We start from the raw sequence: 25,829 nt of genomic DNA, 5'->3' as shown, positions 1-25,829 counted from the left end.
GTAAATGATAATGAAAAGTAAAATAACGCAAGGCCTAATGCTGTCAAAGATTACGACTGTAGACCCGTGAGACTTCCCCCCACGGATGATAGCCCGCCCCGTCAAAGTAAAATCCCGCTTTCTCGTATAAGCCTTCCAGGTCAGTACACAAATGAAGCCGCATAAAGCCTAACTGTCTGGCCTGCTGCGCAATATGTTCAATCAGGCGAAACGCCAGACCGTGACCACGATAGCGAGGATCGATATAGAGTGCGCATAGCCACGGCCACAGTTCGCCGCGACTGATAAAATCATTGGTGATCAATCCGGCGCAGCCAACAATGCTGTCGCCGTCCTGCAGCCAGTACCACTGCGGTAGCGGGTTCTTTGCGCCAATACAACGATGCAGTGCATCCTCGTAAACTCTCATGGAGTCTTCTGAGGCCCATTGTTGCTGAAAGTAAGCGGTGACCTCGTGCAGTTTTTCCGGTGTTTCGCGCAGGGAAAAAATGCGGATGTTCATCGTCATTGAATTTTTCTCCTTAAAAATTCGCCAGCGTCAGCAGCGAAGGAATTTGCGACAACAGATATAAAACCAGCCCAATAGAACCGCCAACCAACGTGCCGTTGACGCGGATAAACTGCAAATCTTTACCGATGTTCAGCTCGATTTGCTGCGACATATCGCGTGCATCCCAGCTTTTCACCGTGTCGCTAATGTGGCGCGTCAGGAAGGTGGCGAACTCTGGCGCTACTTTATGTGCGGCCTGCTCCAGATGCCCATTCAGTGAGGCGCGCAGGGCGCTGTCGGCTACCAGCGTTTCGCCGAACCACTGCCCGGCGCTGGCGATGCGCTGCTTCACGCGGGAATCATCGGCGTTAATGTCGGTTTTCACCCACTGACGCAGGTCTGCCCACAGCTCGCCAAGATAACGGTTGAAGGCTTCATCTTCCTTCAGATAGCTTTTCAGGCTTTCGGCCCGCACGGCCATCTCCGGATCGTGTTTGAGCTTATCGATGAGCTTAAACGTGGCGCGATCGAAGGCATGGCGGATCTGATGTGCGCGATCGTGGCTGATGTCATCCAGCAAGGAGTTAACGGCATCAGACACCAGCTCGGCGCTGTGCTCGCCCAGCCATTCGGTTGGCAGGATCTTCGCTTTCAGCGGATGTTCGGTTTCCAGCCAGTGCACGACCTGTCTGGCGATAAACACTCGCGAGCTGTCGCGCTGGAGCAGGGCGATCAGTTGGGCGATCAGCGTGTCGAGCAGCACCTGATGGCGATTGTTTTTGGTCATGCTTTCCAGCATTAGCGCGCTGGTACCGGAGAGATCGACCTTGTCGATGGCCTTGTGCACCGCCCGCTTGATCAGCCGTTGAATGCGCGAGTCGTCGGTCAGTTCGAGAAAACCACTCATGATCTGCAGCAGATGCTGGCCAATACGCTGGGCGTTTTCCGGCTGGCTGAACCAGTTGCCGATCAACAGCGCCGGTTCATGGCGGCGGATCAGCGCGACCAGCGACTGGGTATCGAGAAATTTTTCCTGCACAAACTGACCGAGGTTTTCGCCGATCCGATCCTTATTGCGCGGGATAATCGCCGTGTGCTGCGAGATAAACGGGATCGGCACCCGGCGAAAAAGCGCCACCACGGCAAACCAGTCCGCCAGCGCGCCCACCATCGCCGCTTCGGCGATCGCTTTGATCCCCAGTACCCAAAAGTTAGGCGGCAGAAACAGCGTGATGACGAAGGTGGCAGCGGCAATCAGCAGCAATGAGAGCGCCAGTCGCTTGGCGCGTTTGAGTTCAGCAATTTTATTCATAGGCTTAAGGATAGAGCCAGACGGGGGGATCGCGCAAAAAATGTGGAGCGCCTCCCATTTTCAGGTGGGCTGGGCTTACTCAGGGATCCAGTTGTCCCAGGCGGGCAAGGGGCCGAGTTCCGCCACCAGAAAATCGATAAACGATCGCACCTTCGGATTGCTGTACTTGCTGGGAAAGTACAGCGCATACAGGGCGTGAGTTTCACAGGTGATAGTGCCGTCGAGCATCAGCGGCGTTATCTCTTCTTTTTGAATATGATCGCCAATCAGATAGGTGGGCAAATACGCCACTCCCTGATCTTCTAACACTGACTTCAGCAATACCAGACTGCTGTTGGCCTGGATCGGCATATGCAGTTTCAACTGATGCAGACGATCCTGTTCATCCGCCACCTTGAGCACCGGTGTGAGGCCGGGATAAACCAGACAATCATGATCCACCAGATCGCTTCGACGCTGGGGCATGCCTTTTTTGGCGAGGTAGCCGGGTGAGGCACAGTACGCCCAGCGAACAGGCACCAGCTTGCGCATCGCATAGTTTTGCGGCGGTGCGGTGGAGATGCGCAGGGCGATGTCGAAATCTGTTTCGTTCAGATTCACAAAGTTATCGTTGAGATCGATATACAGATTCACATCCGGGAACTGGGAGCGATATTTATCCACCAGGTTCACCAGCCGGGAATAACCAAACGCAATTGAGCAGGTTATGCGTAATTCACCCTGCGGGCTGTGGTAATAACCGGAAGTGGTATTCAGCGTTTCATCGAATTCTTTCAAAAGCTTATTAGCGCGGTTGAAGAGATATTGCCCGGCGTCGGTCAGGGTAATACTGCGTGTGGTGCGTTTAATTAATGTCGTGCCCAGCGTGTCTTCCATCGCAGCCAGACTTTTGCTGACCGCAGACGGCGATACGTTGAGCTGCGCCGCGGCTTCTGACAATCCTCCGCAGTCGACGATTTTAGTAAAAAACTCCAGATGCTTGAGTGAAATCGGCGTACTCATAGTTTCCTTTAATTCACAAGTGATTTGCAAAAACGGTACGAATAGGCCGTTACATTCGCGTTTTAAACATGCAACTATTGAATCACAGGAAACAACTTGCTGGCAAAATGAAAAAATAACAACTTAGGTGAGTTACGTCACAAAATAAAAGGAGGCGAAACGGAAACTCATCACATTGTGAATTTAATCTCATTAATTATTATTCTAAAGGTACCGATTATGTGGTCACGACTCGAACCCTACAAATCGTCGATTATTTTATTAGTTGCTCTGGTGATTGGCGGCTTATTAGGTATTTATGCCCCATCGTTTGCAAGTAAACTCCAGCCAATAGGCCAGATATTCTTAAACCTGTTATTTATGATTATTGTGCCGCTGGTGGGGATCAGCGTTATGTCTTCGATCGCCAGTATGACCGACCTAAAAAGGCTGGGGCGCATTATGGCGATTATCTTTATTGTTTCGATCGCCATGGCCTTTATTCCAGCCGCCGGGATCGTCGCGCTGGCGCTCTGGTATAACCCGGCGCAGGGCGTCACTATCGATCTCTCGCAGTCGGTGCAGGCGGGCAGCGGTAAGATGGATTTTGTCAGTATGATCACCACCAGCGACTTTATCGGACTGTTTTCTAAGTCCAATATTCTGGCGCTGATCGTAATGGCGATCATCGCCGGTGTCGCAATTGGTCAGTCGGATCAGGCCGGTAAACGTATTGCGTCGCTGCTGGAAGACGCCAATACCGTGATCATGAAGATCGTCTCGATCATTATGAAGGTCGCGCCGATTGGTCTGGGCTGCTACTTCGCCGCCACCATGGCCAGTCAGGACTCTGCACTACTGTTAACCTTTGCCCGCGCCATCGGCCTGTTTATGGTTGCCACGCTGGTCTACTTTGTCTTTGGCTCGATTCTCTATTCGTATATTGGCGGCGGTATTCCGGCGGTCAAAGCCTTCTGGCGTAACGCGATTGAACCGTCTGCGACCGCGCTGGGTACCTGCTCTTCACTGGGGACGCTCCCGGTGACGCTGCGTGCCGGTAAGGCGATGGGGATTAACCCGGAAATCGTTGATGTCTCCATTCCGCTGCTGGTTAACCTCAACAAGGGCGGCGTGGCGATGATTGCCGCGCTAAAAATTGTCTTTATCTATTCCGTGCTGGGCATGGAATTCACCACCGAAACCTTCTTCCTGACGATGCTGATTGCGGTGCTCTCCGCCATTATCGTTGGTGGCGTGCCGGGCGGGGCGTTCCTCGGTGAAATCTTTATCGTCACCACGCTGGGCCTGCCGATGGAAGCAATCCCGATGCTGGTGGTGCTGGGCACCATTACCGATGCGCCGGCCACACTGATTAATGTTATCCATGATTTGAATGCGGCGCAGATTGTTGAACGGTTCGCTGGAAAAAAGCAGACCAACGCTGAAATAAACTCTACTGCTGCGGTGGTATAGGTTTCACACGGATTAAGAACAGGAGATGTTATGAAAGACGCAATGAAGCTTGAAACGCACCTGGTTGTTGCTGGTCGCGACAAACGCTATACCCAGGGAGCGGTGAATCCGGTTATCCAACGCGCCTCTTCACTGGTATTTGATACCGTGAAGGACAAGAAATTTGCCACCGCCAATCGCGCGAACGGCGAGCTGTTTTATGGTCGTCGCGGAACCTATACCCACTTTGCCTTCCAGAAGGCAATGAGCGAACTGGAAGGCGGCGTTGGCTGTGCGCTGTACCCATGTGGTGCTGCGGCGGTGACCAATGCGATTCTGGCGTTTGTTCAGGGTGGCGATCATATTCTGATGACGGGGGCGGCCTATGAACCAACCCAGGATTTCTGCAATAAGATCCTGAGCAAATTCAAGGTGGAAACAACATATTACGATCCGCTGATTGGCGCTGGCATTGTCGATCTTCTGCGTCCGGAAACAAAGGTAGTATTCCTTGAGTCACCAAGTTCTATCACCATGGAAGTCCAGGACGTGCCGGGGATGGTGAAGGCTATCCGCGCGGTGAATCCGGAGATTGTCATTATGATCGACAACACCTGGGCGGCGGGCGTGCTGTTCAAAGCGCTGGATTATGGCGTGGATATTTCCATTCAGGCGGGAACGAAGTACACCATCGGCCATTCGGACGCCATGCTGGGCACGGCGGTGTCGAACGCCCGTTGTTGGGATCGCCTGCGCGAGAACTCCTATCTGATGGGGCAAACGCTGGACGCCGATACGGCCTACAACGGCAGCCGCGGATTGCGCACCCTGGCGGTACGCCTTAAGCAGCATCAGGAGAGCAGTATCCATATTGCCCGCTGGCTGTCGGCAAGGCCGGAAGTGGCGCGGGTGAATCATCCGGCATTACCGGAATGTCCGGGCCATGAGTATTTTCAGCGTGATTTTATCGGAAGCTCAGGCCTGTTCTCGTTTGTGCTGAAAAAGAGACTGACCGACGAACAGATGGCGAATTTCCTCGATAACTTCTCGCTGTTCCATATGGCCTATTCGTGGGGCGGATTTGAGTCGCTCATTCTGGCGAACCAGCCGGAAGAGCTGAACAGCATTCGCCCGGCTGGAGAGGTAGATTTCAGCGGCACGCTGGTCAGGGTGCATATTGGCCTTGAGGATATCGACGACCTGATTGCCGATCTGGAAGCGGGATTTGCACGCATTGCGTAAGGTGAGGTGAGCGTAGCCGGATGGCGCTGATGCTTATCCGGCCTACGTAACCCAGTAGGCCGGATAAGCGGGCTGGTTAGTTTTCAGTGGCTAACGTCGTTGCCTCATGCTGGCGTACCCGTTTGAGTAAGCCTGCCAGCGTGAACACGACGGCAATACCAGCCACCACCGCCAGCAGATGAAACGAAATCCTGCCGCCGTTGAACCATAACCAACGCCCAATTTCGACAGAAACCGCCATCACCGTCAGGATCACCATATTCAACGACGCCGAAACCGTACCCTTCGGTAAGTTGTTGGAAAATAGTGTAAAGCGGAATAACGTTGGGAAGATCATTCCAATGCCAAACGCATACAGGCTGGTCCCCAGCACTGACCACAACCACACGTGCGGCCACAGTAAATTGCCAGCAATCAATACCGCCAGCCCGCTCAACTGAATGGGAACCGCTCGCCAGATAAAGCGTGGCCGGGTCGGATCCTTCACGAAGCGGACGACCACCATATTGGCGACGATCACCGCGCCAAATACCGGGGCCTGTGCCCAGGCAAACTCCGATGTGGTCATGCCGCCAGCATCGATCAGGATAACCGGTGAGACCGCCACCCAGCTCATCATCGGGATATAGCTTAACGACAGCGTGGCTGCGCCAAACAGGAACACCCGGTTGCGGAAAACGTCGCGAAAATCACGCACTACGCTGCGCGCACTGAACGGCACCGCGCCACGCTGGACGGTTTCTGGCATTGCTAATGTGAGTCCAATGAGTGCGATAAGCCCCATGACGGCGATAATGGCAAACAAGATCTTCCAGTGTACAAAGTGCATTAGCGCCGCTCCGGAGAGCGGGCCGATAACCGGTGCCACCAGCACAATAGAGGTGATTACCGCCATTAGCTTGATGGCCTTTGTTTGCCCAAATGCCTCCTGCACCGTGACATAGCCGACGGTGGCGATAAAACAGATGCTGGTGCCTTGCACAAAACGGGCGGCCAGAAATTGCGTCATCGAGGTGGTGAACAATGTGGCAGCGCAGGCGAGCGTAAAAATTAGCGCTCCTGCAATCAGTACCGGACGGCGGCCAATCCGATCGGAAAGCGGCCCCAGCAGCCATTGCAGCGCCATGCCGCCCGCCAGATAGAGGCTGACCGCCGCGGGCGCCAGGCTGACGTCGGCGTTGAAATCGCGTACGACATTAATGATGCCGGGCTGAATCAAGTCCGTCGACAGATAGGCGGCGAAATCATACAAAATCAAGGCAATAGGAAAAAATAGCGTCGTAGCACGTTGGGAGAAAAACGCGAGAATCCGTTGCATAAAACAGCTCCTTGTCGGGAGAAAACCCTCAACGGGAATAGCGAAATTCAATACCGTCTTTGAGACGTCAGACCGATGACAGAAAAAAAGCAGACTGCAAATGTACTGAATTTCATGTAATCAAAAACGCTGTCTGCGCGAAGCGCAAACAGAAGATACGCTCACTGACGCGGGGTCAGAAAACGTAACGATTACAGGTAACAATCAGCACATCGCACCTCAGGAAGAGTAAGTTGAACGGGTAATAACCATCCGCAGTGTAATGCGAATTGGATATTAATTAAACGAGTTTATCCGGTTTATGTGCAGAAAATCGCCCTGCAAATCAGACTACGATGCTCTGCAAAAACCGCAGAGCGATGGCACAACCGAAGATAATCAATACACCGCCAGCGATACGTTCTACCCATAATATCCCTCTGGATAACCGTCGCTGGATCTGCGGTAAACCAATGAACATCACGATCAGCAGATCCCAGCACAGCACTATGCTGGTCATCCAGATCCCGCTCATGGTTTGTTGCAGCAGCGTCACCGATGGGCCGAGCAGGGCGGTCATTAGCGCCAGATAGAACAGCGCATTTTTTGGGTTGAGCAGTGACGAACCCAATCCCAGTAGTAGCTGTTTGCCAAATCCTGGACAGGTAGACTGGGCGTCTGTTCCGGTCAGCGTTTGCGGGCGGCTGCGTACCAGCAGGCTGCCAATCCACAATAAATAGAGCGCGCCCAGCAGCTCAATAACCGTAAACAACAGGGGAAGCTGGCGCAGGATCCCCCAACCGATAATTGCCAGCAGAACATACAGCCCGTTGCCGAAAGCGATCCCCACGCACAACCCGGCGCTGCCGCGCATCCGGTATCGTGCGGCGTAACCGACCAGTAAAAAGAAGTCCGGCCCGGGGCTAAGCAATGCGACGAAATGCGCCAGTGCCAGCGCGGGAAAAGCAGAAGGAAAAAGTAAAGAAAGCAGCGACATAGCGACCTCAGAGAATGAATCTGAGATCACCGTACGCCTGACGCAGCGCTAATTATTGTCTGATATTGATCGTCCCAACGCGTACTGGCGCGGTGTGGCGGCGGTGTAGCGCACAAAGGTGCGATGGAAATGGCTCTGGTCGGCAAACCCGCTCTGGTAGCCGACATCGGCAATTTCGTCTCCGGCCCGCAGCCGCTGGCGAGCATAGTCAATCCGTATGATGTTCAGATAACTTCCTGGCGTCAGCCCGGTGTCCTGCTTAAAGGTACGGATCAGCGTCTCTTTACGCATGTGACATTCATGTGCCAGCTCATCGAGCGAGGGCGGCGCGAGCAGGCTGGACTGCAACCGTTCGCGCAGATACTGGCTGGTTGCGCTTAGGTTGTCTTGTGTGACCGACTGTAACGGCAGCGAGTGAAGCAATGTTTGCGCGGCATCCGTTATTTGTGTGGTTTGGCGTTGCGGCATGAGCGTCACAAGGTGCATATAACGCTGGAATAATTGCGCATCGCGGATAATGGGAGCAGGCGTGCAAAGCCGCTGATTGGTGTTCTGTGCAGGCAGATTAGCAAGACACCACTTGGCATCAAGATAAAGCATATGATAGCTGCGAAACTGTCCGTTAACAGGATTACAGCTGTGAGGTGCCAGCGGCGGTATCACAATCAGATCGCCCACCTGCAGATGGTATTCCTCGCCATCGCACAGACAGCACGTTTCCCCCTCGAGAATTGCCCCAATCGAGAACTGAGAGTGGTGATGCCGCTTATAGGCCTGCTGGCTTTGCCAGGTGCTGCGCAGTTCCAGCCACGGCAACTGCTCATCACGCCAGAACGATTGTGGAATATCTCGGGTATGCGTCACATCGTGTCCTCCCTGAAAGTGATGATTTGTTATAGCACAGGCCGAGTGGTGAAAAAGTGGGAATGCGCATTGAGATGGCGATTCTGCGTGACCTGTTCCAGACAAATGCAGACGTTACATAAGGGCGTTGTTATCCCGGAAATCGTCTCGCAAAGAGAGAAAGTTGCAGGTGAGGATGTGGTTTTCCGGCGCTACAGTCATGGCATCTTATTTTCAGGTGAAGGATCGCCATGAACAAAGCTTCCGCTTCAACACCGCATGACGCGGTTTTTAAAACATTTTTACGTCACCCTGAGACTGCACGGGATTTTCTGCAAATACATCTTCCCGCTTCGCTGCGCGAGCTTTGCGATCTTCAGACGCTTAAACTCGAGTCAGACAGTTTTATCGAAGAGAATTTACGTGCGTACTATTCCGATGTGCTGTGGTCGGTGAAAACGACGGATGGGGATGGATATATTTATGTGGTGATTGAACACCAAAGCACACCGGATGCGCATATGGCATTCAGACTGATGCGCTATGCGGTAGCGGCTATGCAGAAACATTTAGATGCCGGGCATCAGCAGTTGCCGCTGGTGGTGCCGATGCTGTTTTATCACGGCGCTAAAAGCCCGTACCCTTATTCGCTGTGCTGGCTGGATGAGTTTGCCAACCCGAAGCTGGCTCGTCAGCTGTATGCTGCGGCGTTTCCGCTGGTGGATATTACGGTTATTCCGGATGACGAAATTGTGCAGCATCGACGTATGGCGCTGCTGGAGTTAATTCAAAAACATATCCGTCAACGCGATCTTATGGGATTGGTCGAGCAAATTGTTTCCCTGCTACTTACCGGACTGACTAATGACAGCCAGATAAAGACGCTGTTTAATTATATTTTACGAACTGGCGATGCACCTCGATTCAGTGAGTTTATTCGTGGGGTTGCCGAACGTTCACCGCAGCATAAGGAACATTTGATGACGATTGCGGACAGGTTGCATGAGGCAGGATTTCAAAAAGGATGGCTTGAAGGCAAGCTGGAAGGTAAACAGGAAGGCAAACAGGAAGGACTGATAAAGGGGCGACGTGATGAGGCACTGCGTATTGCCCGCACCATGCTGGCAGATGGCATCGATATCAGCACGGTACAAAAAATCACCCGACTTTCCGCTGAAGAGATTCAGGGTTTAAGCCATTAGATATAGCTTAAACTGCCTAATTGCCTGCCCGGAAGCGCCGGGCAGCTCGATCTACTCTATTGCCGTTTTTACCGCCTCTCCGAGCTTCTGCATTACTTCCCGATGCTTGTCGTTTGGCGGCAATGCGCAGTTGATGCGCACACAGTTGCGATACTTCCCCGATGCGGAGAACAGAGAACCCGGTGCAACCTGGATTTTGAGGCGACAGAGCTGCTTAGCGACACAGACCATATCGACCTGGAGCGGCAGCTCGACCCACAGCATAAAGCCGCCTTTCGGTCGGGTGACGCAGATCCCGCAGGGGAAGTATTCCCGTACCCAGCAGGTGTAGATCTCCATATTGCGCTGATAAATCTGGCGCATACGCCGGATATGCCGATGATAATGACCTTCGCGCACAAAGGTCGCCGCCGCCAGTTGCGTAGCGGGAACGTTAGTGCCGATGACGGCGTACTTCATGTGCAGCAGCTTGTTGTAATAGCGACCGGGCACCACCCAACCCACTCGCAGTCCGGGGGCGACGGATTTGGTAAACGAACTGCAGAGTATTACCCGACCGTCGCTGTCCCAGGAGTGGATCGTGCGCGGGCGTGGGTACTCCGTTGCCAGTTCGCCATACACATCGTCTTCAAAAATAACGATGTCGTGGCGCTGGGCGAGGGCGAGCACTGCCCGCTTACGCGCATCCGGCATAATGAATCCGAGAGGGTTGTTGCAGTTGGGAACCAGCAGCACACCTTTGATCGGCCACTGATCCAGCGCCAGCTCCAGCGCTTCAACACTGATCCCGGTATCCGGATCGGTTGGGATCTCAATCACCTTGATCCCTAAGCCGCGCAGTAGCTGCATCGTGCCGTAGTAGGCCGGTGATTCAACGGCGACAATATCGCCAGGCTGGCAAACCGTTAGCAGCGCCAGCGACATTCCGCTCTGACTGCCGCTGGTGATCACAATATCGTCTGCATTGACCACCGAACCGCCGTCCAGCATCAGCCGTGCAATCTGTTGACGCAATTCCCGGCAGCCAGGTAATTCATCGTAACCCAGCACCGCCTTGAGATTATGCTGCGCCACGCGGCTTAGCTCGCGCCACAGCGGCTTCAGGCTGGGTTGATTGATATCTGGCACGCCACTGCTAAAAGGGATTATCGATTTATCCGCATGACCTGCCAGCATGTCCAGCACCTGATCCCACTGGGTTATCTCGACCGGACGCTGTACCGGGCGCGACATTGGCGGCACCGGCGGCTGCGCTTTTTGCGGTGCGACAAAATAACCGGAACGCGGCTGCGGTGTGATCAGCTGTAGTTGTTCCAGCGTCTGATATGCCTGCTGGACGGTGCTGATACTGACCCCATGTTCCTGACTCAAGCTACGCACCGAAGGCAATTTTTCGCCATGGCGATACAGCCCCTGCTCAATGCGTTCGGCCAGCAGATTGGCCAGATGTTGGTAACGCGTCATACTGTATCCCTCATGGGTACCATACAGATTAAAAAACCAGTACAGAATGGCGTGAAAAAAGCGATGCAGAACTCTTTTTAACCAATCTGTATGTTAAATAAAAGTACTTTTTGAGTCTGTATTGTTTTGGGCCAAATCCGTGAAGATAAGCCTCTGGCAAGGCGGGGAGGCAAGGTATGGAATTTCACGAGAATAAAGCAAAACAGCCGTTTATTGGGTTTGTACTGATCTGGCGGGCATACAAGGCGTGGCGGCTGCGAGCGCAAACGCGGCGCCTATTGCAACAGATGAGCGATGAGCGGTTGCGGGACGTCGGGCTGCGACGCGATCAGGTGGAGTAATTATTTTCTATCGACCGAGGCCGGGTGTTAGCGCATCCGGCCTCTTTTATATTCACGGTGTTTATCAATTCATGCTTGTTGATAGTCTGTTTCTTGATACTTATACTGATAAGTATTATTTTCTTTTCAGCGATGAGGGGAAGTAAGATGACTGAAGATGAACTGTTTGCCCGCCGTCCGATGGGGATGCGCATGGCGATGGTGGTGCGCCAGTGGCGGGCCATTATTGATGCTGCCATCACCGATACTGGCCTGACGCAATCAAGCTGGACGGTATTGATGCAGCTGTATCAACTGGGAGACAACGTCTCGGTCAGTGAACTGGCGGAGGTGCAGGGCATTGAACTGCCGCCGCTGATGCGCACCCTCACACTACTGGAGAAGCAGGGCTACCTGCTGCGTTCCACATCGCCTTATGACAAACGCATCCGACTGTTAACGCTGACCGCGCAAGGCCGCTCAAGGCTTGAAGAACTTAACCGGGTGATTGAGACATACCAACATCGCGTCACCTGTACCATTCCTGAAGCAGAGCTTGCCGCCTTTAGCACGACGTTAAATCAACTCGCCTGCAATTTGCGGACAATCCGCGAAGAAGACAATCAACACTAAAAAACTATGATGACCCCAGAACAAAAATTTACCCGTTGGGTAAGGGTGAGTATTGCCGCTTTCCTGGTAATATTCGCCTGGTTTATCGTTGCCGATATCTGGATCCCGCTGACGCCGGACTCCACGGTGATGCGCGTGGTAACGCCTGTTTCCTCACGCGTTTCCGGCTACGTCTCGCAGGTGCATGTGCATAACAATAGCCAGGTGCAGAAGGGCGATTTGCTGTACGAACTGGATCCGACGCCATTTATCAATAAGGTCGAGGCTGCGCAAATTGCCCTTGAGCAGGCGAAGCTGAGTAACCAACAGCTGGATGCGCAGATCGCCTCTGCCCGTGCCAACCTGCGCACCGCGCAATTCAACGCCCGCAACGATAAGACCACCTTAGACCGCTATCAGCGCCTGAGCGCCATGCAGAACGTGTCGCAATCCGATCTCGACAAGGTGCGTACCGCCTGGCAAACCAGCGAGCAGTCGGTGGCGGCGCTGAATGCCAGTATTCAGAACCTGCTGATCCAGCGCGGAGAGCGCGATGACAAACGTAACGTAACGCTGCAAAAATACCGTAACACGCTGGAAGAGGCGCAGCTGAACCTCGGCTGGAGCAAAGTATATGCCCAGACCGACGGCACGGTGAGTAACCTCCAGCTTAGCCCCGGACTTTACGCCACTGCCGCCACGCCGCTACTGGCGCTGGTCAGCCATCAGACCGATATCGTGGCCGACTTTCGCGAGAAAAGTCTGCGCCACACTAAAGTGGATACCGATGCCGCCGTGGTGTTCGACGCCATGCCGGGCAAGGTTTTCTCTGCCCGCGTCACCAGCAGCGATGCCGGTATTCTGGCGGGCCAGGAACAGGTTAATGGCCAGCTGTCGCAACCGGAACAGTCCACCCGCTGGGTGCGCGATGCCCAGCGTATGCGCATTCACGTCGCGCTGAACGAACCGCTTGACACGCCGTTACCGACCGGGGCGCGCGCCACGGTACAGCTGTATAACAGCGAGGGTGTGTTCGCCCGCACCTTTGCCGGGGCGCAGATCCACCTCGTTAGCTGGCTGCATTATGTCTATTAACACACTGGCCCACGTCTTTACGCCGCACGGGAATATTGTCTACACCGCCAATGATTTTCGCCAGACCCTGCGTATCTCCGTTGCCGGGACAATCGCGCTGAGTATTTCGACCTTCTACAACGTGCAGTACGGCGTGTTCTTTGTGGTTTATCCGCTGATGCTGCTGTCGCTGGTACCGGTATTCAACCGCCATGTGGCAACACAGTTCGTGTTCAGCGCGGCGGTGAACTGCGTTGAAATGGTGCTGATCGTCGGTTATCTTTCACAGTGGCCGCTGGTTATGACACTGGTGGTGTTCGGCCTGTATGTGATGCGTTTTCGTTTTATGAGCAAAGGACCGCTGTTTCTGCTCGGTTCGATGGGCGTGGTGTGCCAGAGTACGATGCTCAACTTTATGAGCTATCCCACCACCAACTGGCATACGCTGATGTTCTCCAATATGGAAGCCTGCGTCATGGCGGTGGCGCTGAGCGCGCTGCTGCATTATCTGATCCCGGACGTGGAACCCCGCCAGCCACCGCCGCGCATTGAGAAAGATGCCGCCCGGGTGCGCCATGAATCGCTGCTTTCCGGCACGGTGGCGACGATGATTTTTGTGGTCTTCCAGATCTGCGATTTGAGTGATTCGCTGTCGGCGCTGATGGCAGGCATTTTGATCCTGTTTCCGATGCACTACCGCGGCGCGGTGATCAGCTCGATTTGGCGCGTGGTCGGCGTGGTGCTGGCCTGCCTGTATATTCTGCTGGTACAGCTGCTTATCTATGATTTCAGCAACCATATGGTGCTGATGATGCCGCTGATTGGCCTCGGGCTGGCGTTCAGTGCCCGCCTGCACGTAATGGAAAAAGTCGGGGCAGGCGTGGGTTTTGCCAGTATCACTACCATCGGCATTATGTTTGGCCAGAACCTGCACCCGGATCAGGACCTGGTATTCAGCGATCTGTACCGCATCACTTCCGTCACCGTCGCGCTGGTGGCAACGCTCACCATGGTATTTCTGGTGCACCGGGTTTTGAACTGCTTTGCCGCGACGCGGTTTGTGATTACCGAGTGAATGGGGGCAAGTGCCGGATGGCGGCTGTGCCTTATCCGGCCTACGGGGAAGTGCTATTTCCAGGCCCGGTAAGCGTAGCACCACCGGGCAATTCAGCAGGGGATTACTTCTTCAATCCCGCAAACGCGGCTCTGATCTCGTCTTCCGGCAGGTTAATGCCGATAAACACCAGCAGGCTGTGCGGTGTTTCGTTGCCCCACGGGCGGTCCCAGTCGGCGCTGTACAGGCGCTGGACGCCCTGGAACAGCAGGCGGTTTGGCTCGCCTCCAATCCACAGCATACCTTTGTAGCGCAGCAGCTTCTCGGCGGATTCCAGCAGCAGGTTTTCCATCACTCGCGACACGTCGCTGATGTTTACCGGGTAATCCAGCTCGACGACGATCGAGGAGATATCGTTTTGCTTGTCGGCGATAAAGTGGAAGCGCGGTTTGGCGCTGACTACGTTCTCTTCCAGCATAAAACCGTTGGTATCGAACAGCAGGGAGAGGTCGATATCACCATGCGTCACGGTGTAAATCGGCGCACGGGCGTTGATGCGCGCCAGGCGCTCACGCAGTTTTTCACTTTCACCTGCGACGTCGGTTTTGGTCAGCAGGATCCGGTCTGCGTAGCCTACCTGCGACTGGGCGATGGTGAACTGGTTCATCTGCTCGTCGGCATGTACCGCGTCAACCAGCGCAATTACGCCGTCCAGCAGGTAGCGTTCGCAAATCACTTCATGGGAGAAAAAGGTCTGAATAATCGGGCCGGGGTCGGCCATGCCGGTGCACTCGATCACCAGACGGTCGAAATTGATGGCGCCTTTGTCGAGGTTGTCGAGCAGGTCTAACAATGCGTCTTCCAGTTCACTGGAGCGGGTACAGCAAATACAGCCGTTGGTCAGGGTTTTGATCTGCGTGGCGCGATCGCCAATCAGCTGATCGTCCACCGAGACTTCACCGAATTCGTTTTCGATAACGGCAATCTTGTAACCGTGCTGCTCGTTGAGAATATGGCGCAGCAGGGTGGTTTTACCCGCGCCAAGAAAACCGGTGAGTAGGGTAACTGCAATCGGGGTCATTCACTTCTCCTTCTAACAGCAACTGCTTCCGCCGCTACCGTAGCGGGCTTCCTGGCGCTCGCGGAAGAATTCTTCGTAGGTCATGTACGGCTTATCGGGATGGTTGGTCTTCATGTGCTCGACGTAGTTGTCGTAGTCCGGAATGCCAATCAGCATCTTTGCCGCCTGACCGAGATATTTTTTAGCTTGCCCTAAAGTACCAAACATAAACAATCCTGATAAGCGAAAAGCCCCGCCGGAGCGGGGCTGAATACATCTTAGTGGTGTGAAGAGGTCTTCACGCCGCCTTCCGGCACCGGTACATACGGTGTCTCTTTATCAGAGCGACCGTTGATGGCGCGGGCTTTCTGCCAGGTACGGAACCCGTAGAAAATGATGCTGTACACCACCACCAGGAACAGAATACTCAGACCTGCGTTGGTGTAGTTGTTGACGACGATGTGGTTCATGTTGGCAATCTGCTGAGCGGTCAGTTCGCCGCCGTTAGCAATCTTCTCTTTGTACTGATTCGCCATGAAGAAGAAGCCTTCCATCTGCGGGTTGGTGCTGAACAGTTTCAGACCCAGCGCCCAGGTGGTGCAGATAAGCAGCCATACAGCCGGAACAACGGTAACCCAGATGTATTTGGTGCGCTGCATTTTAACCAGCACCACGGTGCCCAGAACCAGTGCCACGGCAGCCAGCATCTGGTTAGAGATACCGAACAGCGGCCACAGGCTCTTAACGCCGCCCAGCGGGTCAACAACGCCCTGATACAGCAGGTAACCCCACAGGCCTACGCAGCCCGCAGTACCGATGATACCCGCAACCAGGGAGTCGGTTTTCTTCAGGAACGGCACGAAGTTACCCAGCAAATCCTGCAGCATAAAGCGGCCAGAACGGGTACCGGCATCCAGTGCGGTCAGGATGAACAGCGCTTCGAACAGAATACCGAAGTGGTACCAGAAGCCCATATCAGCCATCGGCAGCACTTTGTGGAACACGTGAGCGATACCAACAGCCAGCGTCGGTGCGCCACCTGCGCGGTTCAGAACGGACGGTTCACCGATGTCTTTCGCGGTTTGCAGGATCTGCTCAGGCGAAATGACGAAGCCCCAGGAGCTGACGGTCGCTGCCGCATGTGCGGTGACGTCTTTCAACTGCGCCATAATCAGCGGTGCGTTTTCGCCGCTCATTTCATGCAGGTTCGGCATGGTGATGCCAAGGCCCGCAGGCGGGGTGTTCATCGCGAAGTACAGACCTGGTTCGATGATAGACGCGGCAACCAGCGCCATAATTGCGACAAAGGATTCCATCAGCATTGCGCCGTAACCGATAAAACGCGCATCGGTTTCACAGGCCAGCAGCTTCGGTGTGGTACCGGAAGCAATCAGCGCGTGGAAGCCAGATACCGCACCACACGCGATGGTGATGAACAGGAACGGGAACAGAGCGCCTTTCCACAGCGGGCCAGTACCATCAACGTACTGCGTCATTGCCGGCATTTTCAGTTCCGGGTTGAGGATAACAATCCCCACCGCCAGACCGACGATAACGCCGATTTTCAGGAAGGTAGCCAGATAGTCGCGCGGGGCGAGGATCAGCCATACCGGCAGCAGCGCAGAGATAAATGCGTAGCCGATCAGGGTAAAGGTAATGGTGGTGTCTTTAAAGGTCAGCGCCGGGCCCCAGTACGGGTCGTGCGCAATCACGCCGCCGAAGTAGATAGAGGCAACCAGCAGCACAATACCAATCACCGACACTTCGCCCACGCGTCCCGGTCGCAGGAATCGCATGTAGATCCCCATGAACAACGCGATAGGTACGGTTGAGCAGACGGTGAACACACCCCACGGGCTTTCTGCCAGCGCTTTCACCACGATCAACGCCAGTACTGCGAGGATGATGATCATGATTAAGAAGCAGCCGAACAGCGCAATGGTTCCCGGTATTGGGCCCATCTCTTCTTTGATCATCTCACCCAGAGATGCACCGTTACGGCGGGAAGAGATAAACAGCACCATGAAGTCCTGCACCGCACCGGCCAGCACGACGCCTGCCAGCAGCCACAGTGTACCAGGCAGGTAGCCCATCTGAGCAGCCAGTACCGGCCCAACCAGCGGACCAGCACCTGCGATAGCGGCAAAGTGGTGACCAAACAAGACGTTACGGTTGGTTGGAACGTAGTTCAGACCGTCATTATTGATGACCGCCGGCGTGGCACGCGTTGGGTCAAGTTTCATCACCTTTTGGGCGATGTAAAGGCTGTAGTAACGATAGGCCACCAGATAAACAGAAACTGAGGCGACCACGATCCACAGGGCACTAATGTGTTCACCCCGACGTAATGCCACTACCGAGAGGCAGAATGCACCGATGATTCCGAGAATCACCCAGGGTATGTGCTTGAATATCTTTTTCGTATCCATAGTAAAACCTGGTATCTAATTAATAATTGGCCGAAGCCGCGTGGGTTTGATCTTGTGTTTGAGGAGGTTATTTGACTGCTATGTTGGGGGGATCTTGCCAGAGAATTACGCGCGTAAAGTAAGGTAAATAAGTGAGCGGTTGTATGTCAGCTTAAGCGGTCCCAAGTGTCAGTGAGCGGTAAACTGCGGGGGGAACGGGGAAATTTATGTGATTGAGATCACTAATAAACCCGCTTAGCGCTTTGGCAGACGGCGTGGATCGACGAATCGTCGATGCTGAGATCGATTCAACTAGCACAAATTTCATAAAGTTTTCCCTTTCCAGGCCGAAAATTCTGACATCTGTCTAGCGGAAAGAGAAAACATGTTAAAACGAATGAAGATTGTTACCAGCTTACTGCTGGTATTGGCGCTATTTGGCCTTTTACAGCTCGCCTCTGGCGGCTTGTTTTTTAACTCACTTAAGAATGACAAAGAGAACTTTACCGTTCTGCAAACCATTCGCCAGCAACAGTCTGCGCTGAACGCCACTTGGGTTGAGCTGCTGCAAACGCGTAACACCCTGAACCGGGCAGGCATTCGCTACATGATGGATCAGAGCAATATCGGCAGCGGCGCGACCGTTGTCGAGCTGATGCAGGTGGCGAGTACGGCGCTGAAGCTGACGGAAAAAAACTGGGCGATTTACGAGTCGCTCCCACGCGATCCGCGTCAAAGCGAAGCCGCGTTCCAGGAGATCAATCGCACCTATGACATCTACCACGGCGCGCTGGCGGAGCTGATCCAGTTACTGGGTGACGGGAAGATCAACGCATTCTTTGATCAACCGACGCAGAGCTATCAGGATGGCTTTGAGAAGCAGTACATGAGTTACATGCAGCAGAATGATCGCTTGTATGACATCGCGGTGGAAGATAACAACAGCTCTTACAGCCAGGCGATGTGGGTGCTGATCTGCGTGCTGATTACCGTACTGGCGGCGATTATTGCGGTGTGGTTTGGTATCAAGCTGACCCTTATCTCTCCAATGAACCGTCTGATCGACAGCATTCGTCATATCGCCAGCGGTGACCTGGTGAAACGTATTGAAGTGGAAGGGTCCAACGAGATTGGGCAACTGGCGGAAAGCCTGCGTCACATGCAGGGTGAGCTGATGAATACCGTGGGTGACGTGCGTAACGGTGCCAACGCGATTTACAGTGGGGCCAGCGAGATTGCGATGGGCAATAACGATCTCTCCTCCCGTACCGAGCAGCAGGCTGCATCTCTGGAAGAAACCGCAGCCAGCATGGAACAGCTGACGGCGACCGTGAAGCAGAACGCCGAAAACGCGCGTCAGGCCAGCCATTTGGCGCTGAGTGCTTCTGAAACCGCGCAGAAAGGCGGCAAAGTGGTGGATAACGTGGTGCAAACCATGCGTGATATCGCGTCCAGTTCGCAGAAAATCGCCGATATTATCAGCGTTATCGACGGGATTGCCTTCCAGACCAACATTCTGGCGCTCAACGCCGCGGTAGAAGCAGCACGTGCAGGCGAGCAGGGCCGTGGATTTGCGGTGGTTGCGGGTGAAGTGCGTAACCTGGCCCAGCGTAGTGCGCAGGCCGCGCGCGAGATCAAGAGCCTGATTGAAGACTCGGTCAGCCGCGTGGATGTCGGTTCAACCCTGGTAGAAAGCGCCGGTGAAACCATGGATGAGATCGTCAATGCGGTAACCCGCGTGACCGATATCATGGGTGAAATCGCCTCTGCTTCTGATGAACAGAGCCGCGGTATTGACCAGGTGGGTCTGGCCGTTGCCGAGATGGATCGCGTGACGCAGCAGAACGCCTCGCTGGTGGAAGAATCCGCCGCCGCCGCTGCGGCGCTGGAAGAGCAGGCTAGCCGCCTTACTCAGGCCGTTGCCGTGTTCCGTATTCAGCATGACCAACAGCGCGCGCGTGACGTTGCGGCCGCTAAACCGGTTTCAACGGTCCAGCCGCGCAAAGCCGCGGTAACGGATGCCGGGGATAACTGGGAAACGTTCTAAGCCTGTGATGCCGGATGGCGCTATCGCTTATCCGGCCTACGGGAAAGTTACGTGGTTGCCGGATGGCGCTATCGCTTATCCGGCCTACGGGGAAAGATACGTGGTTGCCGGATGGCGCTATCGCTTATCTGGGCTACGGGAAAGTTACGTGGTTGCCGGAAATGTTACGTAGGCCCGATAAGGCGTAGCCGCCATCGGGCAATTAGCGCAACATCAGGTGCATGGCGCAGCGCGATTCAAATGCCAGTCCATGCGCCGTTTCCTCTTCTCTTTTCTGGCGCAACTTTGCAGGTAGAGTCTCGTCAGCCAGCATTTCAAATCCCAGTCGCGCGTACCATGGCGCATTCCACGGCACATTGCGGAAGGTGGTCAGCGTGAGCGACGTGTAACCTTTCGCGCGCGCCTGTTCGGCAACATACTCAATCAATCTGCGGCCAATTCCTTTTCCCTGCCACTCCAGATGCAGCGACAGTTCAGCAATAAACAGCGATGACTCCAGCGTTTCGGCAACCAAAAAACCGACCGGAAGCGCATCGACCTGCGCCAGCCAGCTCATGCCTGCGGCGGCAAAAGCCTGATGCTGAGCAGCCGATAAAATCTGGTCTTCAGCAATCCACGCCAGTTCGGGGATGAGTAAAAAACGTTGCCCCGCAGATCGTTCGATGGCGGGAAGAGCAGCAGTGTCTGCCAGAGTAGTGGCGCGCAAGGTGATGTTCATATGAGGAGCATAACATGCCCGATAAGCACGGTGTTATCGGGCATCTGGAGGATTAATCTTTACGCGGATCGCTAATGGGTTGGCGAACCAGGAAGATGTAGGCGAGGGCGCCCACCATGGTGACGCAGCCGCAGATGATCAGCGCCAGGCGGAAAGAGTTGGTGGTATCAACAATAAACCCGGTGACGATCGGCGCAAACGATGCGCAGATAAAGCTGGCAAAGTTCTGGATACTGCCCACGGAAGCGGTCATACGTGAGGCGACAGCGACGTGGATAAGACCCCAACACGAGGTACCTGCGAAGTGGATACAGAACAGCGCCATACCGATCAGTAACACGGCGGTCATTGACGTTGTGGCCTGCGGCACGACGAAGGTGAAGGCTGCGGAGCAGAACATCCCGGCGATAATACAAATCTTACGGCTCTTAATCGGTGCCATACCGCCTTTCACCAGCCAGTCGGTGACAAAACCGTTAATCAGCATGCCGGCTGCGCCAAACAGGAACGGGATCGCCGCCATTAATCCGGTGCTTTTTAAATCCAGGTTGTAGGAGGTTTGCAGGTAGCCCGGCAGCCAGGCCAGGTATAGCCATGCGGTATAGTTGATGCCGCTAAAGCCCAGCATCATGCCCCACATGGTACGGTTGCGGAACAGGCTGCGCCATTCGGCAAAGCTCAGCGGATCGCGGCGGGCATTGACGCTACCGGCGTTCAGGTACGCTTGTTCCGTGGCGCTCAGCTCAATTTGCTCGCGGTTGCGATACAGCATGTACCAGCCGATGGCGAGGAAAATACCCAGCACGCCAATGGTGATGAACATCCAGCGCCAGCCCATTACCAGCATCATGGCAGCCAGAATCGGCGGGCTAATGGCAACCCCGATGGTGGAGGCGGCGTTGAATAATCCCATCGGGCGGCCGCGCTCTTTGATGTTAAACCAGTCGTTGATGACCTTTACGCCGCACGGGTTCATTGGCGCTTCGCCAATCCCCATCCCGATACGCACCAACACAAACTGGGTGAAGCTGTGCACCATGCCGGACAGCGCCTGAAACAGCGACCAGAAGAACATCCCCAATCCCAGCATAATGCGCGGACCTTTGCGATCCAGCAGCGGGCCGCAGGGCAGTTGCGCAATACCGTAAGCGAGAGAGAATACCGACAGCAGCACGCCGATTTGCGTGGCGCTCAGCCCCAGTTCTTCACGAATCGTTAAGTTGGCGACAGACAGTGAGCTGCGGTCGAGGTAATTAATCACCGCAGCAAAAAATAATAAAATCATTGCTGTGGTCTGGATACGTTTAATTCGGCTACTGCGTTGCACCATGCCCTCAGGCGGAACATTAATATCCGCAGATGACGACGTGCCAAACGAAGAACTTGGGTCGAGGGTAATATTATTTTTTTCCACGCCGGACTCCTGAACCTCAATAATTTATTTTTCACACAGCAGGACTGTGCAGTATTGAAAAAATACCAGTGATGAATCAATTTGCTCATCACCGCTCACAAAAATTTTTAATGCAGTCGACTTAGCGTGAGCATAGGCAAGAGGTATTTTTCAGGCGTTTTTATTTTTATAAAATCGTGCTCCCGGTAATGATTTGCTGTTTTTTATCGGTACTTAATGAGCGACGTTACAACCCTGGTTGATGGAGCGAATCATCGATTGTTTGGCTGAATTCAAATGGTTACAGAGCGCCAGGGTGGCATCCAGGTCGCTGCGACATATCAGCGCGCTGAGGATGGTCATGTGCTCATCAATGGCAATGATGTTACGCTGCTTGAGGTCGCTCTCATCCCACTGATAGTGGAAGTGGAAAATCACGGAGATGATTTCAAGTGATTGATTAAAAAATACATTATCGGCAGCAGAGAGTAGCAAAGCATGGAACTCACGATCTAACTGCGAGAACATGCGAAAGCTGCTGCCAATGCTGTCGCGCAGGATCCGATGGCGCTCCAGCAGCGTTTTAGCCTGCAACCAACGCGGGTCATCGTCCGGCAGATTGAGGAAATGCTGCAGAGAATGCGTTTCCAGCATCTCTCTGAGTTCAAACAACTGTTCCGCATAGGCCTGATCGAACTGCTTCATGCTCCACTGACCACGTTTTTCATTTTTAATCAGGTTGTAACGCTCGAATTTTAAAAGATATTCCCGCACTACCACCGGGCTGACGCCTGCGGCTCTGGCAAGCTGCAGTTCGGAGAAGCTCTCGCCTGCACGCAGCTGTCGCTGGTTGATCATGGTGAAAAACGCCTGTTCAAAAATCCGGTTTTGCTCGGTCATGGAGGCGTTGGTGCAGGAAAAACCATCGTCATGATCGGGTTTTCGCACGATGACATAGTGGCTGCCGACCTGGGTCAGAACGCCGCACTCGCTTAAGTGGCTCAGCATATGGCGCACGGTGGTGCGGCTGATGTTGTACATCTCCGCCAGTGCGCTTTGTGAGGGGAGTGGGGAAGGGATATGACCACGCGCCATATCATCGATTATCTGGTTAATCACATTGTGGCGTAAGTTCTGCGAACGGCTCATGGCTTCTCCTTTTTATCTATTAAAACCCGATTTAAAACATTTTTATGCGCTGGAATTCACAGATTGTGTTTCTGCTTTCTCCGTCATTTTTATTTTCGTTGATATCTGAGGCAACAAAAAAACAGGAGAGCAGAATCATGTCTACGATGAATACGTTGATTTGCCAGGAACCTAAAAAATTAGTCTGGAAAGAGCGTGAAATACCTATTCCGGGTGAGGGTGAAGCATTAATTAAAATTAAGTCGGTAGGAATTTGTGGTACCGATATTCATGCCTGGGGTGGCAATCAACCTTTTTTCAGCTACCCGCGTGTATTAGGGCATGAAATATGTGGGGAAATTGTCGGTCTGGGTAAGAATATACAGAATCTGAAAAATGGTCAGCAGGTGGCGGTTATTCCTTACGTGGCCTGCCAGCAGTGTCCGGCATGCCTGAGCGGGCGCACCAACTGCTGCGAGAAGATTTCAGTGATTGGCGTGCACCAGGATGGCGGTTTCAGTGAATATCTGTCCGTTCCGGTGACCAACCTGCTGGATGCGCAGGGGATTGACCCGCAGGCGGCGGCGCTGATTGAGCCTTACGCTATCAGCGCTCATGCGGTACGCCGGGCGGCGGTGGCTCCGGGTGAGCAGGTGCTGGTGGTCGGCGCGGGTCCGATTGGTCTGGGGGCGGCAGCGATTGCCAAAGCCGATGGCGCACAGGTGGTGGTCGCCGATACCAGTCCAGCACGCCGGGAGCACGTGTCTTCCCGGTTGGGACTCCCGGTTATCGACCCATCCGCTGAAGATTTTGATACGCAGTTGCGTGACCAGTTTGGCGGTTCGTTGGCGCAAAAGGTTATTGATGCCACGGGGAATCAGCATGCGATGAACAACACGGTGAATTTGATTCGCCATGGCGGCAGCATCGTTTTCGTTGGGCTGTTCAAAGGCGATTTGCAGTTCTCTGATCCTGAGTTCCACAAGAAAGAGACCACCATGATGGGCAGTCGCAACGCCACGCCGGAAGATTTCGCCAAAGTGGGCCGTTTAATGTCGGAAGGCAAACTTACCGCCGACATGATGCTCACGCACCGTTACGCGTTTGCCACACTGGCAGAAATCTACGAACGGGATGTGATTAACAACCGTGAGCTGATTAAAGGCGTGATCACGTTCTGAGAGGGGAAATGCGATGAAGACATTGAATCGACGTGATTTTCCGGGGGCCAGCTACCCAACGCGCGTGATCCAGTTTGGTGAAGGTAACTTCCTGCGGGCGTTTGTTGACTGGCAACTGGATATCCTCAACGAGCAAACCGATCTGAACGCTGGCGTGACCATCGTTCGCCCGATCAATACCGATTTTCCGCCGTCGCTGAATACCCAGGACGGGCTGTATACCACGCTGATACGCGGGCTTAACGAGCAGGGTGAGGCAGTGAGTGAGGCACGGCTTATCCGTTCGGTGAATAACGAAATCAACCCGTATCAGGATTTCGCGGCGTATCTGGCGCTGGCGCACAATGCGGACATCCGTTTTGTGTTTTCGAATACCACCGAAGCCGGAATTAGCTATCACGCAGCGGACCGTGTGGATGATGCGCCGCCGGTGAGTTTTCCGGCCAAGCTGACACGCCTGCTGCTGGAGCGTTTTAACCACTTTGCGGGCGCGGTGGATAAGGGCTGGGTAATTATCCCGTGCGAGCTTATCGACTATAACGGTGAGGCGCTCAAAACCCTGGTGCTGCGGTATGCGCAGGAGTGGCAACTTCCTCCGGCATTTGCCGACTGGGTGGAGACGGCAAACACGTTCTGTTCCACGCTGGTCGACCGTATTGTCACCGGCTATCCGCGCGAAGAAGCCGCTGCGCTGGAGGCTACGCTAGGCTATCACGATGCGTTTCTCGATACCGCGGAGCATTTTTACCTGTTTGTGATCCAGGGACCGCAGTGGCTGGCAGAGGAGCTGAAGCTGGCGCAGTGTCCGCTGAATATCCGTGTGGTGAGTGATATCAAACCGTACAAAGAGCGCAAGGTCGCTATCCTCAATGGTGCGCATACGGCTCTGGTGCCGGTCGCGTGGCTGTGCGGGCTGGAGACCGTTGGCGAGGCGATGCAGGATGCTGATGTCCGCCGCTTTGTCGAGCGGGCGATTAGTGAGGAGATTATTCCGGTGTTGGATCTCCCGGCGGACGAATTGCGTGAATTTGCCGACGCGGTGAGCGGGCGTTTTCAGAACCCCTACATTCGCCACCAGTTGCTTTCCATTGCGCTTAATGGGATGACCAAATTCCGCACCCGAATTTTGCCGCAGCTGCTGGCGGGTCAGCACAATGGGCGCTGGCCCGTGCGGTTAACGTTTGCCCTCGCTGCGCTGATGGCGTTTTATCGTGCAGAGCGCGACGGGGAACGCTATCCGATACAGGATGATGAACAGTGGGTAAGCCTGTATGCCAGCCTGTGGCCGCGAGTAGGCAATGATTTAACGCTGCGTGAACTGGTGGATGCCGTGCTTGGCGATGCGGCGCACTGGGGAGAGGATTTGACGTTGCTACCTGGCCTTGCCGGGCAGGTGACGGCCAATCTGGAGATGATTCTGGTACAGGGTATGCGCCAGACGGTGAACGGTCTGGAATAAGGTTGCCATGCAGCGCCCGGTGTGGTGTTGGGCGCTGTTTTTTTTCAGACAATACATTCGGTTCACGATAGGCCTGATAAGCAAAGCGCTATCAG

At 54.2% G+C, this 25,829-nt stretch carries 24 protein-coding genes; 11 read left to right on the top strand and 13 right to left on the bottom strand.

Going from position 1 to position 25,829, the window contains the following annotated elements; translation table 11 throughout:
* Positions 1–43: 43 nt before the first annotated feature.
* From SK35_RS21205 to SK35_RS21195, 3 genes are all read right to left on the bottom strand, one after another.
* On the bottom strand, positions 44–508 hold the full coding sequence (locus tag SK35_RS21205; protein ID WP_032942291.1) for a GNAT family N-acetyltransferase: 465 nt from the start codon (positions 506–508) through the stop codon (positions 44–46).
* Positions 509–521: 13 nt separating this feature from the next.
* Positions 522–1,802 carry a DUF445 domain-containing protein gene (locus SK35_RS21200; protein ID WP_048215021.1) on the bottom strand — a complete coding sequence of 427 codons (1,281 nt, stop codon included), beginning with the start codon at positions 1,800–1,802 and terminating at the stop codon, positions 522–524.
* Between the two features lie 75 nt (positions 1,803–1,877).
* Entirely contained in the window at positions 1,878–2,804 is a 927-nt protein-coding gene (locus SK35_RS21195) for a LysR family transcriptional regulator (RefSeq protein ID WP_003845596.1), read from the bottom strand.
* Positions 2,805–3,023: 219 nt separating this feature from the next.
* Here SK35_RS21195 and SK35_RS21190 point away from each other — a divergent pair, with 219 nt between their 5' ends.
* Positions 3,024–4,256 carry a dicarboxylate/amino acid:cation symporter gene (locus tag SK35_RS21190; protein ID WP_048215020.1) on the top strand — a complete coding sequence of 411 codons (1,233 nt, stop codon included), beginning with the start codon at positions 3,024–3,026 and terminating at the stop codon, positions 4,254–4,256.
* A 30-nt stretch (positions 4,257–4,286) separates the two neighbouring features.
* The gene (gene metC / locus SK35_RS21185; RefSeq protein ID WP_048215019.1) at positions 4,287–5,477 is read left to right on the top strand and encodes a cystathionine beta-lyase; all 1,191 of its coding nucleotides are present in this window, start codon (positions 4,287–4,289) and stop codon (positions 5,475–5,477) included.
* Between the two features lie 76 nt (positions 5,478–5,553).
* Here metC and mdtM read toward each other — a convergent pair whose 3' ends face one another.
* From mdtM to SK35_RS21170, 3 genes are all read right to left on the bottom strand, one after another.
* Positions 5,554–6,795, bottom strand: a complete 1,242-nt coding sequence (gene mdtM / locus SK35_RS21180; protein WP_048215018.1) for a multidrug efflux MFS transporter MdtM — start codon at positions 6,793–6,795, stop codon at positions 5,554–5,556.
* Between the two features lie 325 nt (positions 6,796–7,120).
* A complete protein-coding gene (locus SK35_RS21175) occupies positions 7,121–7,771 on the bottom strand; it encodes a LysE family translocator (RefSeq protein WP_048215017.1) in 651 nt (216 codons plus the stop codon).
* A gap of 48 nt (positions 7,772–7,819) precedes the next feature.
* A complete protein-coding gene (locus SK35_RS21170) occupies positions 7,820–8,635 on the bottom strand; it encodes an AraC family transcriptional regulator (RefSeq protein WP_048215016.1) in 816 nt (271 codons plus the stop codon).
* Positions 8,636–8,865: 230 nt separating this feature from the next.
* Between SK35_RS21170 and SK35_RS21165 the strand changes: the two genes are divergently transcribed.
* Positions 8,866–9,816: an Rpn family recombination-promoting nuclease/putative transposase gene (locus SK35_RS21165; RefSeq protein WP_048215015.1), complete on the top strand. Its 951-nt coding sequence runs from the start codon at positions 8,866–8,868 to the stop codon at positions 9,814–9,816.
* A 51-nt stretch (positions 9,817–9,867) separates the two neighbouring features.
* On the opposite strand, the gene SK35_RS21160 is transcribed toward SK35_RS21165, so the two are convergent.
* Entirely contained in the window at positions 9,868–11,280 is a 1,413-nt protein-coding gene (locus tag SK35_RS21160; protein ID WP_048215014.1) for an aminotransferase-like domain-containing protein, read from the bottom strand.
* Positions 11,281–11,456: 176 nt separating this feature from the next.
* Between SK35_RS21160 and SK35_RS21155 the strand changes: the two genes are divergently transcribed.
* The 4 genes from SK35_RS21155 (at position 11,457) to SK35_RS21140 (ending at position 14,361) form a co-directional block, all read left to right on the top strand.
* Entirely contained in the window at positions 11,457–11,621 is a 165-nt protein-coding gene (locus tag SK35_RS21155) for a DUF1127 domain-containing protein (protein WP_003019180.1), read from the top strand.
* Positions 11,622–11,768: 147 nt separating this feature from the next.
* Positions 11,769–12,233, top strand: a complete 465-nt coding sequence (locus SK35_RS21150) for a MarR family winged helix-turn-helix transcriptional regulator (RefSeq protein ID WP_048215013.1) — start codon at positions 11,769–11,771, stop codon at positions 12,231–12,233.
* 6 nt (positions 12,234–12,239) lie between these two features.
* Positions 12,240–13,307: an HlyD family secretion protein gene (locus SK35_RS21145; RefSeq protein WP_048215012.1), complete on the top strand. Its 1,068-nt coding sequence runs from the start codon at positions 12,240–12,242 to the stop codon at positions 13,305–13,307.
* Positions 13,297–14,361 carry a DUF2955 domain-containing protein gene (locus SK35_RS21140; protein ID WP_048215011.1) on the top strand — a complete coding sequence of 355 codons (1,065 nt, stop codon included), beginning with the start codon at positions 13,297–13,299 and terminating at the stop codon, positions 14,359–14,361. Before SK35_RS21145 ends, SK35_RS21140 begins: the two co-directional genes overlap by 11 nt.
* A gap of 103 nt (positions 14,362–14,464) precedes the next feature.
* On the opposite strand, the gene yjiA is transcribed toward SK35_RS21140, so the two are convergent.
* The 3 genes from yjiA to btsT are packed head-to-tail and all read right to left on the bottom strand — an operon-like array spanning position 14,465 to position 17,829.
* The gene (gene yjiA / locus SK35_RS21135) at positions 14,465–15,421 is read right to left on the bottom strand and encodes a GTPase (protein ID WP_048215010.1); all 957 of its coding nucleotides are present in this window, start codon (positions 15,419–15,421) and stop codon (positions 14,465–14,467) included.
* 12 nt (positions 15,422–15,433) lie between these two features.
* Complete coding sequence (locus SK35_RS21130) at positions 15,434–15,628, bottom strand: YbdD/YjiX family protein (RefSeq protein WP_003830038.1); 195 nt, start codon at positions 15,626–15,628, stop codon at positions 15,434–15,436.
* A 50-nt stretch (positions 15,629–15,678) separates the two neighbouring features.
* Positions 15,679–17,829 carry a pyruvate/proton symporter BtsT gene (btsT, locus tag SK35_RS21125; RefSeq protein ID WP_003830033.1) on the bottom strand — a complete coding sequence of 717 codons (2,151 nt, stop codon included), beginning with the start codon at positions 17,827–17,829 and terminating at the stop codon, positions 15,679–15,681.
* 364 nt (positions 17,830–18,193) lie between these two features.
* Here btsT and tsr point away from each other — a divergent pair, with 364 nt between their 5' ends.
* Together tsr and SK35_RS21115 are read left to right on the top strand one after the other, a co-directional pair.
* On the top strand, positions 18,194–19,855 hold the full coding sequence (gene tsr / locus SK35_RS21120; RefSeq protein ID WP_048215009.1) for a methyl-accepting chemotaxis protein: 1,662 nt from the start codon (positions 18,194–18,196) through the stop codon (positions 19,853–19,855).
* Positions 19,827–20,027, top strand: a complete 201-nt coding sequence (locus SK35_RS21115) for a hypothetical protein (RefSeq protein WP_128316517.1) — start codon at positions 19,827–19,829, stop codon at positions 20,025–20,027. The genes tsr and SK35_RS21115 overlap by 29 nt, the downstream gene beginning before the upstream one ends.
* A gap of 30 nt (positions 20,028–20,057) precedes the next feature.
* Here SK35_RS21115 and SK35_RS21110 read toward each other — a convergent pair whose 3' ends face one another.
* The 3 genes from SK35_RS21110 to SK35_RS21100 all read right to left on the bottom strand — a co-directional run bounded on the left by SK35_RS21110 (position 20,058) and on the right by SK35_RS21100 (position 23,115).
* On the bottom strand, positions 20,058–20,573 hold the full coding sequence (locus SK35_RS21110; RefSeq protein ID WP_048215008.1) for a GNAT family N-acetyltransferase: 516 nt from the start codon (positions 20,571–20,573) through the stop codon (positions 20,058–20,060).
* A 52-nt stretch (positions 20,574–20,625) separates the two neighbouring features.
* Positions 20,626–21,987, bottom strand: coding sequence for an MFS transporter (locus SK35_RS21105; protein ID WP_048215007.1), 1,362 nt, complete (start codon positions 21,985–21,987; stop codon positions 20,626–20,628).
* A 213-nt stretch (positions 21,988–22,200) separates the two neighbouring features.
* Positions 22,201–23,115 (bottom strand): GntR family transcriptional regulator, encoded by a 915-nt coding sequence (locus tag SK35_RS21100; RefSeq protein ID WP_048215006.1) that lies wholly within the window; start codon positions 23,113–23,115, stop codon positions 22,201–22,203.
* A gap of 137 nt (positions 23,116–23,252) precedes the next feature.
* Here SK35_RS21100 and SK35_RS21095 point away from each other — a divergent pair, with 137 nt between their 5' ends.
* Both SK35_RS21095 and SK35_RS21090 read left to right on the top strand, forming a co-directional pair.
* Positions 23,253–24,275 (top strand): zinc-binding alcohol dehydrogenase family protein, encoded by a 1,023-nt coding sequence (locus tag SK35_RS21095; RefSeq protein WP_048215005.1) that lies wholly within the window; start codon positions 23,253–23,255, stop codon positions 24,273–24,275.
* A 13-nt stretch (positions 24,276–24,288) separates the two neighbouring features.
* Positions 24,289–25,734, top strand: a complete 1,446-nt coding sequence (locus SK35_RS21090; RefSeq protein WP_048215004.1) for a tagaturonate reductase — start codon at positions 24,289–24,291, stop codon at positions 25,732–25,734.
* Positions 25,735–25,829 lie beyond the last annotated feature (95 nt).

Origin of the sequence: Citrobacter sp. MGH105 (genome assembly GCF_001037485.2) — a bacterium.
Taxonomy (GTDB): Bacteria; Pseudomonadota; Gammaproteobacteria; order Enterobacterales; family Enterobacteriaceae; genus Citrobacter; species Citrobacter portucalensis.
Note: the sequence above shows the minus strand (reverse complement) of the source record. Positions and strands in the feature narration are given on the sequence as shown.

Coding starts and splice junctions, on each gene's coding strand:
- SK35_RS21205 (WP_032942291.1), bottom strand. CDS start 508: ATGACGATGAACATCCGCATTTTTTCCCTGCGCGAAACACCGGAAAAA.
- SK35_RS21200 (WP_048215021.1), bottom strand. CDS start 1,802: ATGAATAAAATTGCTGAACTCAAACGCGCCAAGCGACTGGCGCTCTCA.
- SK35_RS21195 (WP_003845596.1), bottom strand. CDS start 2,804: ATGAGTACGCCGATTTCACTCAAGCATCTGGAGTTTTTTACTAAAATC.
- SK35_RS21190 (WP_048215020.1), top strand. CDS start 3,024: ATGTGGTCACGACTCGAACCCTACAAATCGTCGATTATTTTATTAGTT.
- metC (WP_048215019.1), top strand. CDS start 4,287: ATGAAAGACGCAATGAAGCTTGAAACGCACCTGGTTGTTGCTGGTCGC.
- mdtM (WP_048215018.1), bottom strand. CDS start 6,795: ATGCAACGGATTCTCGCGTTTTTCTCCCAACGTGCTACGACGCTATTT.
- SK35_RS21175 (WP_048215017.1), bottom strand. CDS start 7,771: ATGTCGCTGCTTTCTTTACTTTTTCCTTCTGCTTTTCCCGCGCTGGCA.
- SK35_RS21165 (WP_048215015.1), top strand. CDS start 8,866: ATGAACAAAGCTTCCGCTTCAACACCGCATGACGCGGTTTTTAAAACA.
- SK35_RS21160 (WP_048215014.1), bottom strand. CDS start 11,280: ATGACGCGTTACCAACATCTGGCCAATCTGCTGGCCGAACGCATTGAG.
- SK35_RS21155 (WP_003019180.1), top strand. CDS start 11,457: ATGGAATTTCACGAGAATAAAGCAAAACAGCCGTTTATTGGGTTTGTA.
- SK35_RS21150 (WP_048215013.1), top strand. CDS start 11,769: ATGACTGAAGATGAACTGTTTGCCCGCCGTCCGATGGGGATGCGCATG.
- SK35_RS21145 (WP_048215012.1), top strand. CDS start 12,240: ATGATGACCCCAGAACAAAAATTTACCCGTTGGGTAAGGGTGAGTATT.
- SK35_RS21140 (WP_048215011.1), top strand. CDS start 13,297: ATGTCTATTAACACACTGGCCCACGTCTTTACGCCGCACGGGAATATT.
- yjiA (WP_048215010.1), bottom strand. CDS start 15,421: ATGACCCCGATTGCAGTTACCCTACTCACCGGTTTTCTTGGCGCGGGT.
- SK35_RS21130 (WP_003830038.1), bottom strand. CDS start 15,628: ATGTTTGGTACTTTAGGGCAAGCTAAAAAATATCTCGGTCAGGCGGCA.
- btsT (WP_003830033.1), bottom strand. CDS start 17,829: ATGGATACGAAAAAGATATTCAAGCACATACCCTGGGTGATTCTCGGA.
- tsr (WP_048215009.1), top strand. CDS start 18,194: ATGTTAAAACGAATGAAGATTGTTACCAGCTTACTGCTGGTATTGGCG.
- SK35_RS21115 (WP_128316517.1), top strand. CDS start 19,827: ATGCCGGGGATAACTGGGAAACGTTCTAAGCCTGTGATGCCGGATGGC.
- SK35_RS21110 (WP_048215008.1), bottom strand. CDS start 20,573: ATGAACATCACCTTGCGCGCCACTACTCTGGCAGACACTGCTGCTCTT.
- SK35_RS21100 (WP_048215006.1), bottom strand. CDS start 23,115: ATGAGCCGTTCGCAGAACTTACGCCACAATGTGATTAACCAGATAATC.
- SK35_RS21095 (WP_048215005.1), top strand. CDS start 23,253: ATGTCTACGATGAATACGTTGATTTGCCAGGAACCTAAAAAATTAGTC.
- SK35_RS21090 (WP_048215004.1), top strand. CDS start 24,289: ATGAAGACATTGAATCGACGTGATTTTCCGGGGGCCAGCTACCCAACG.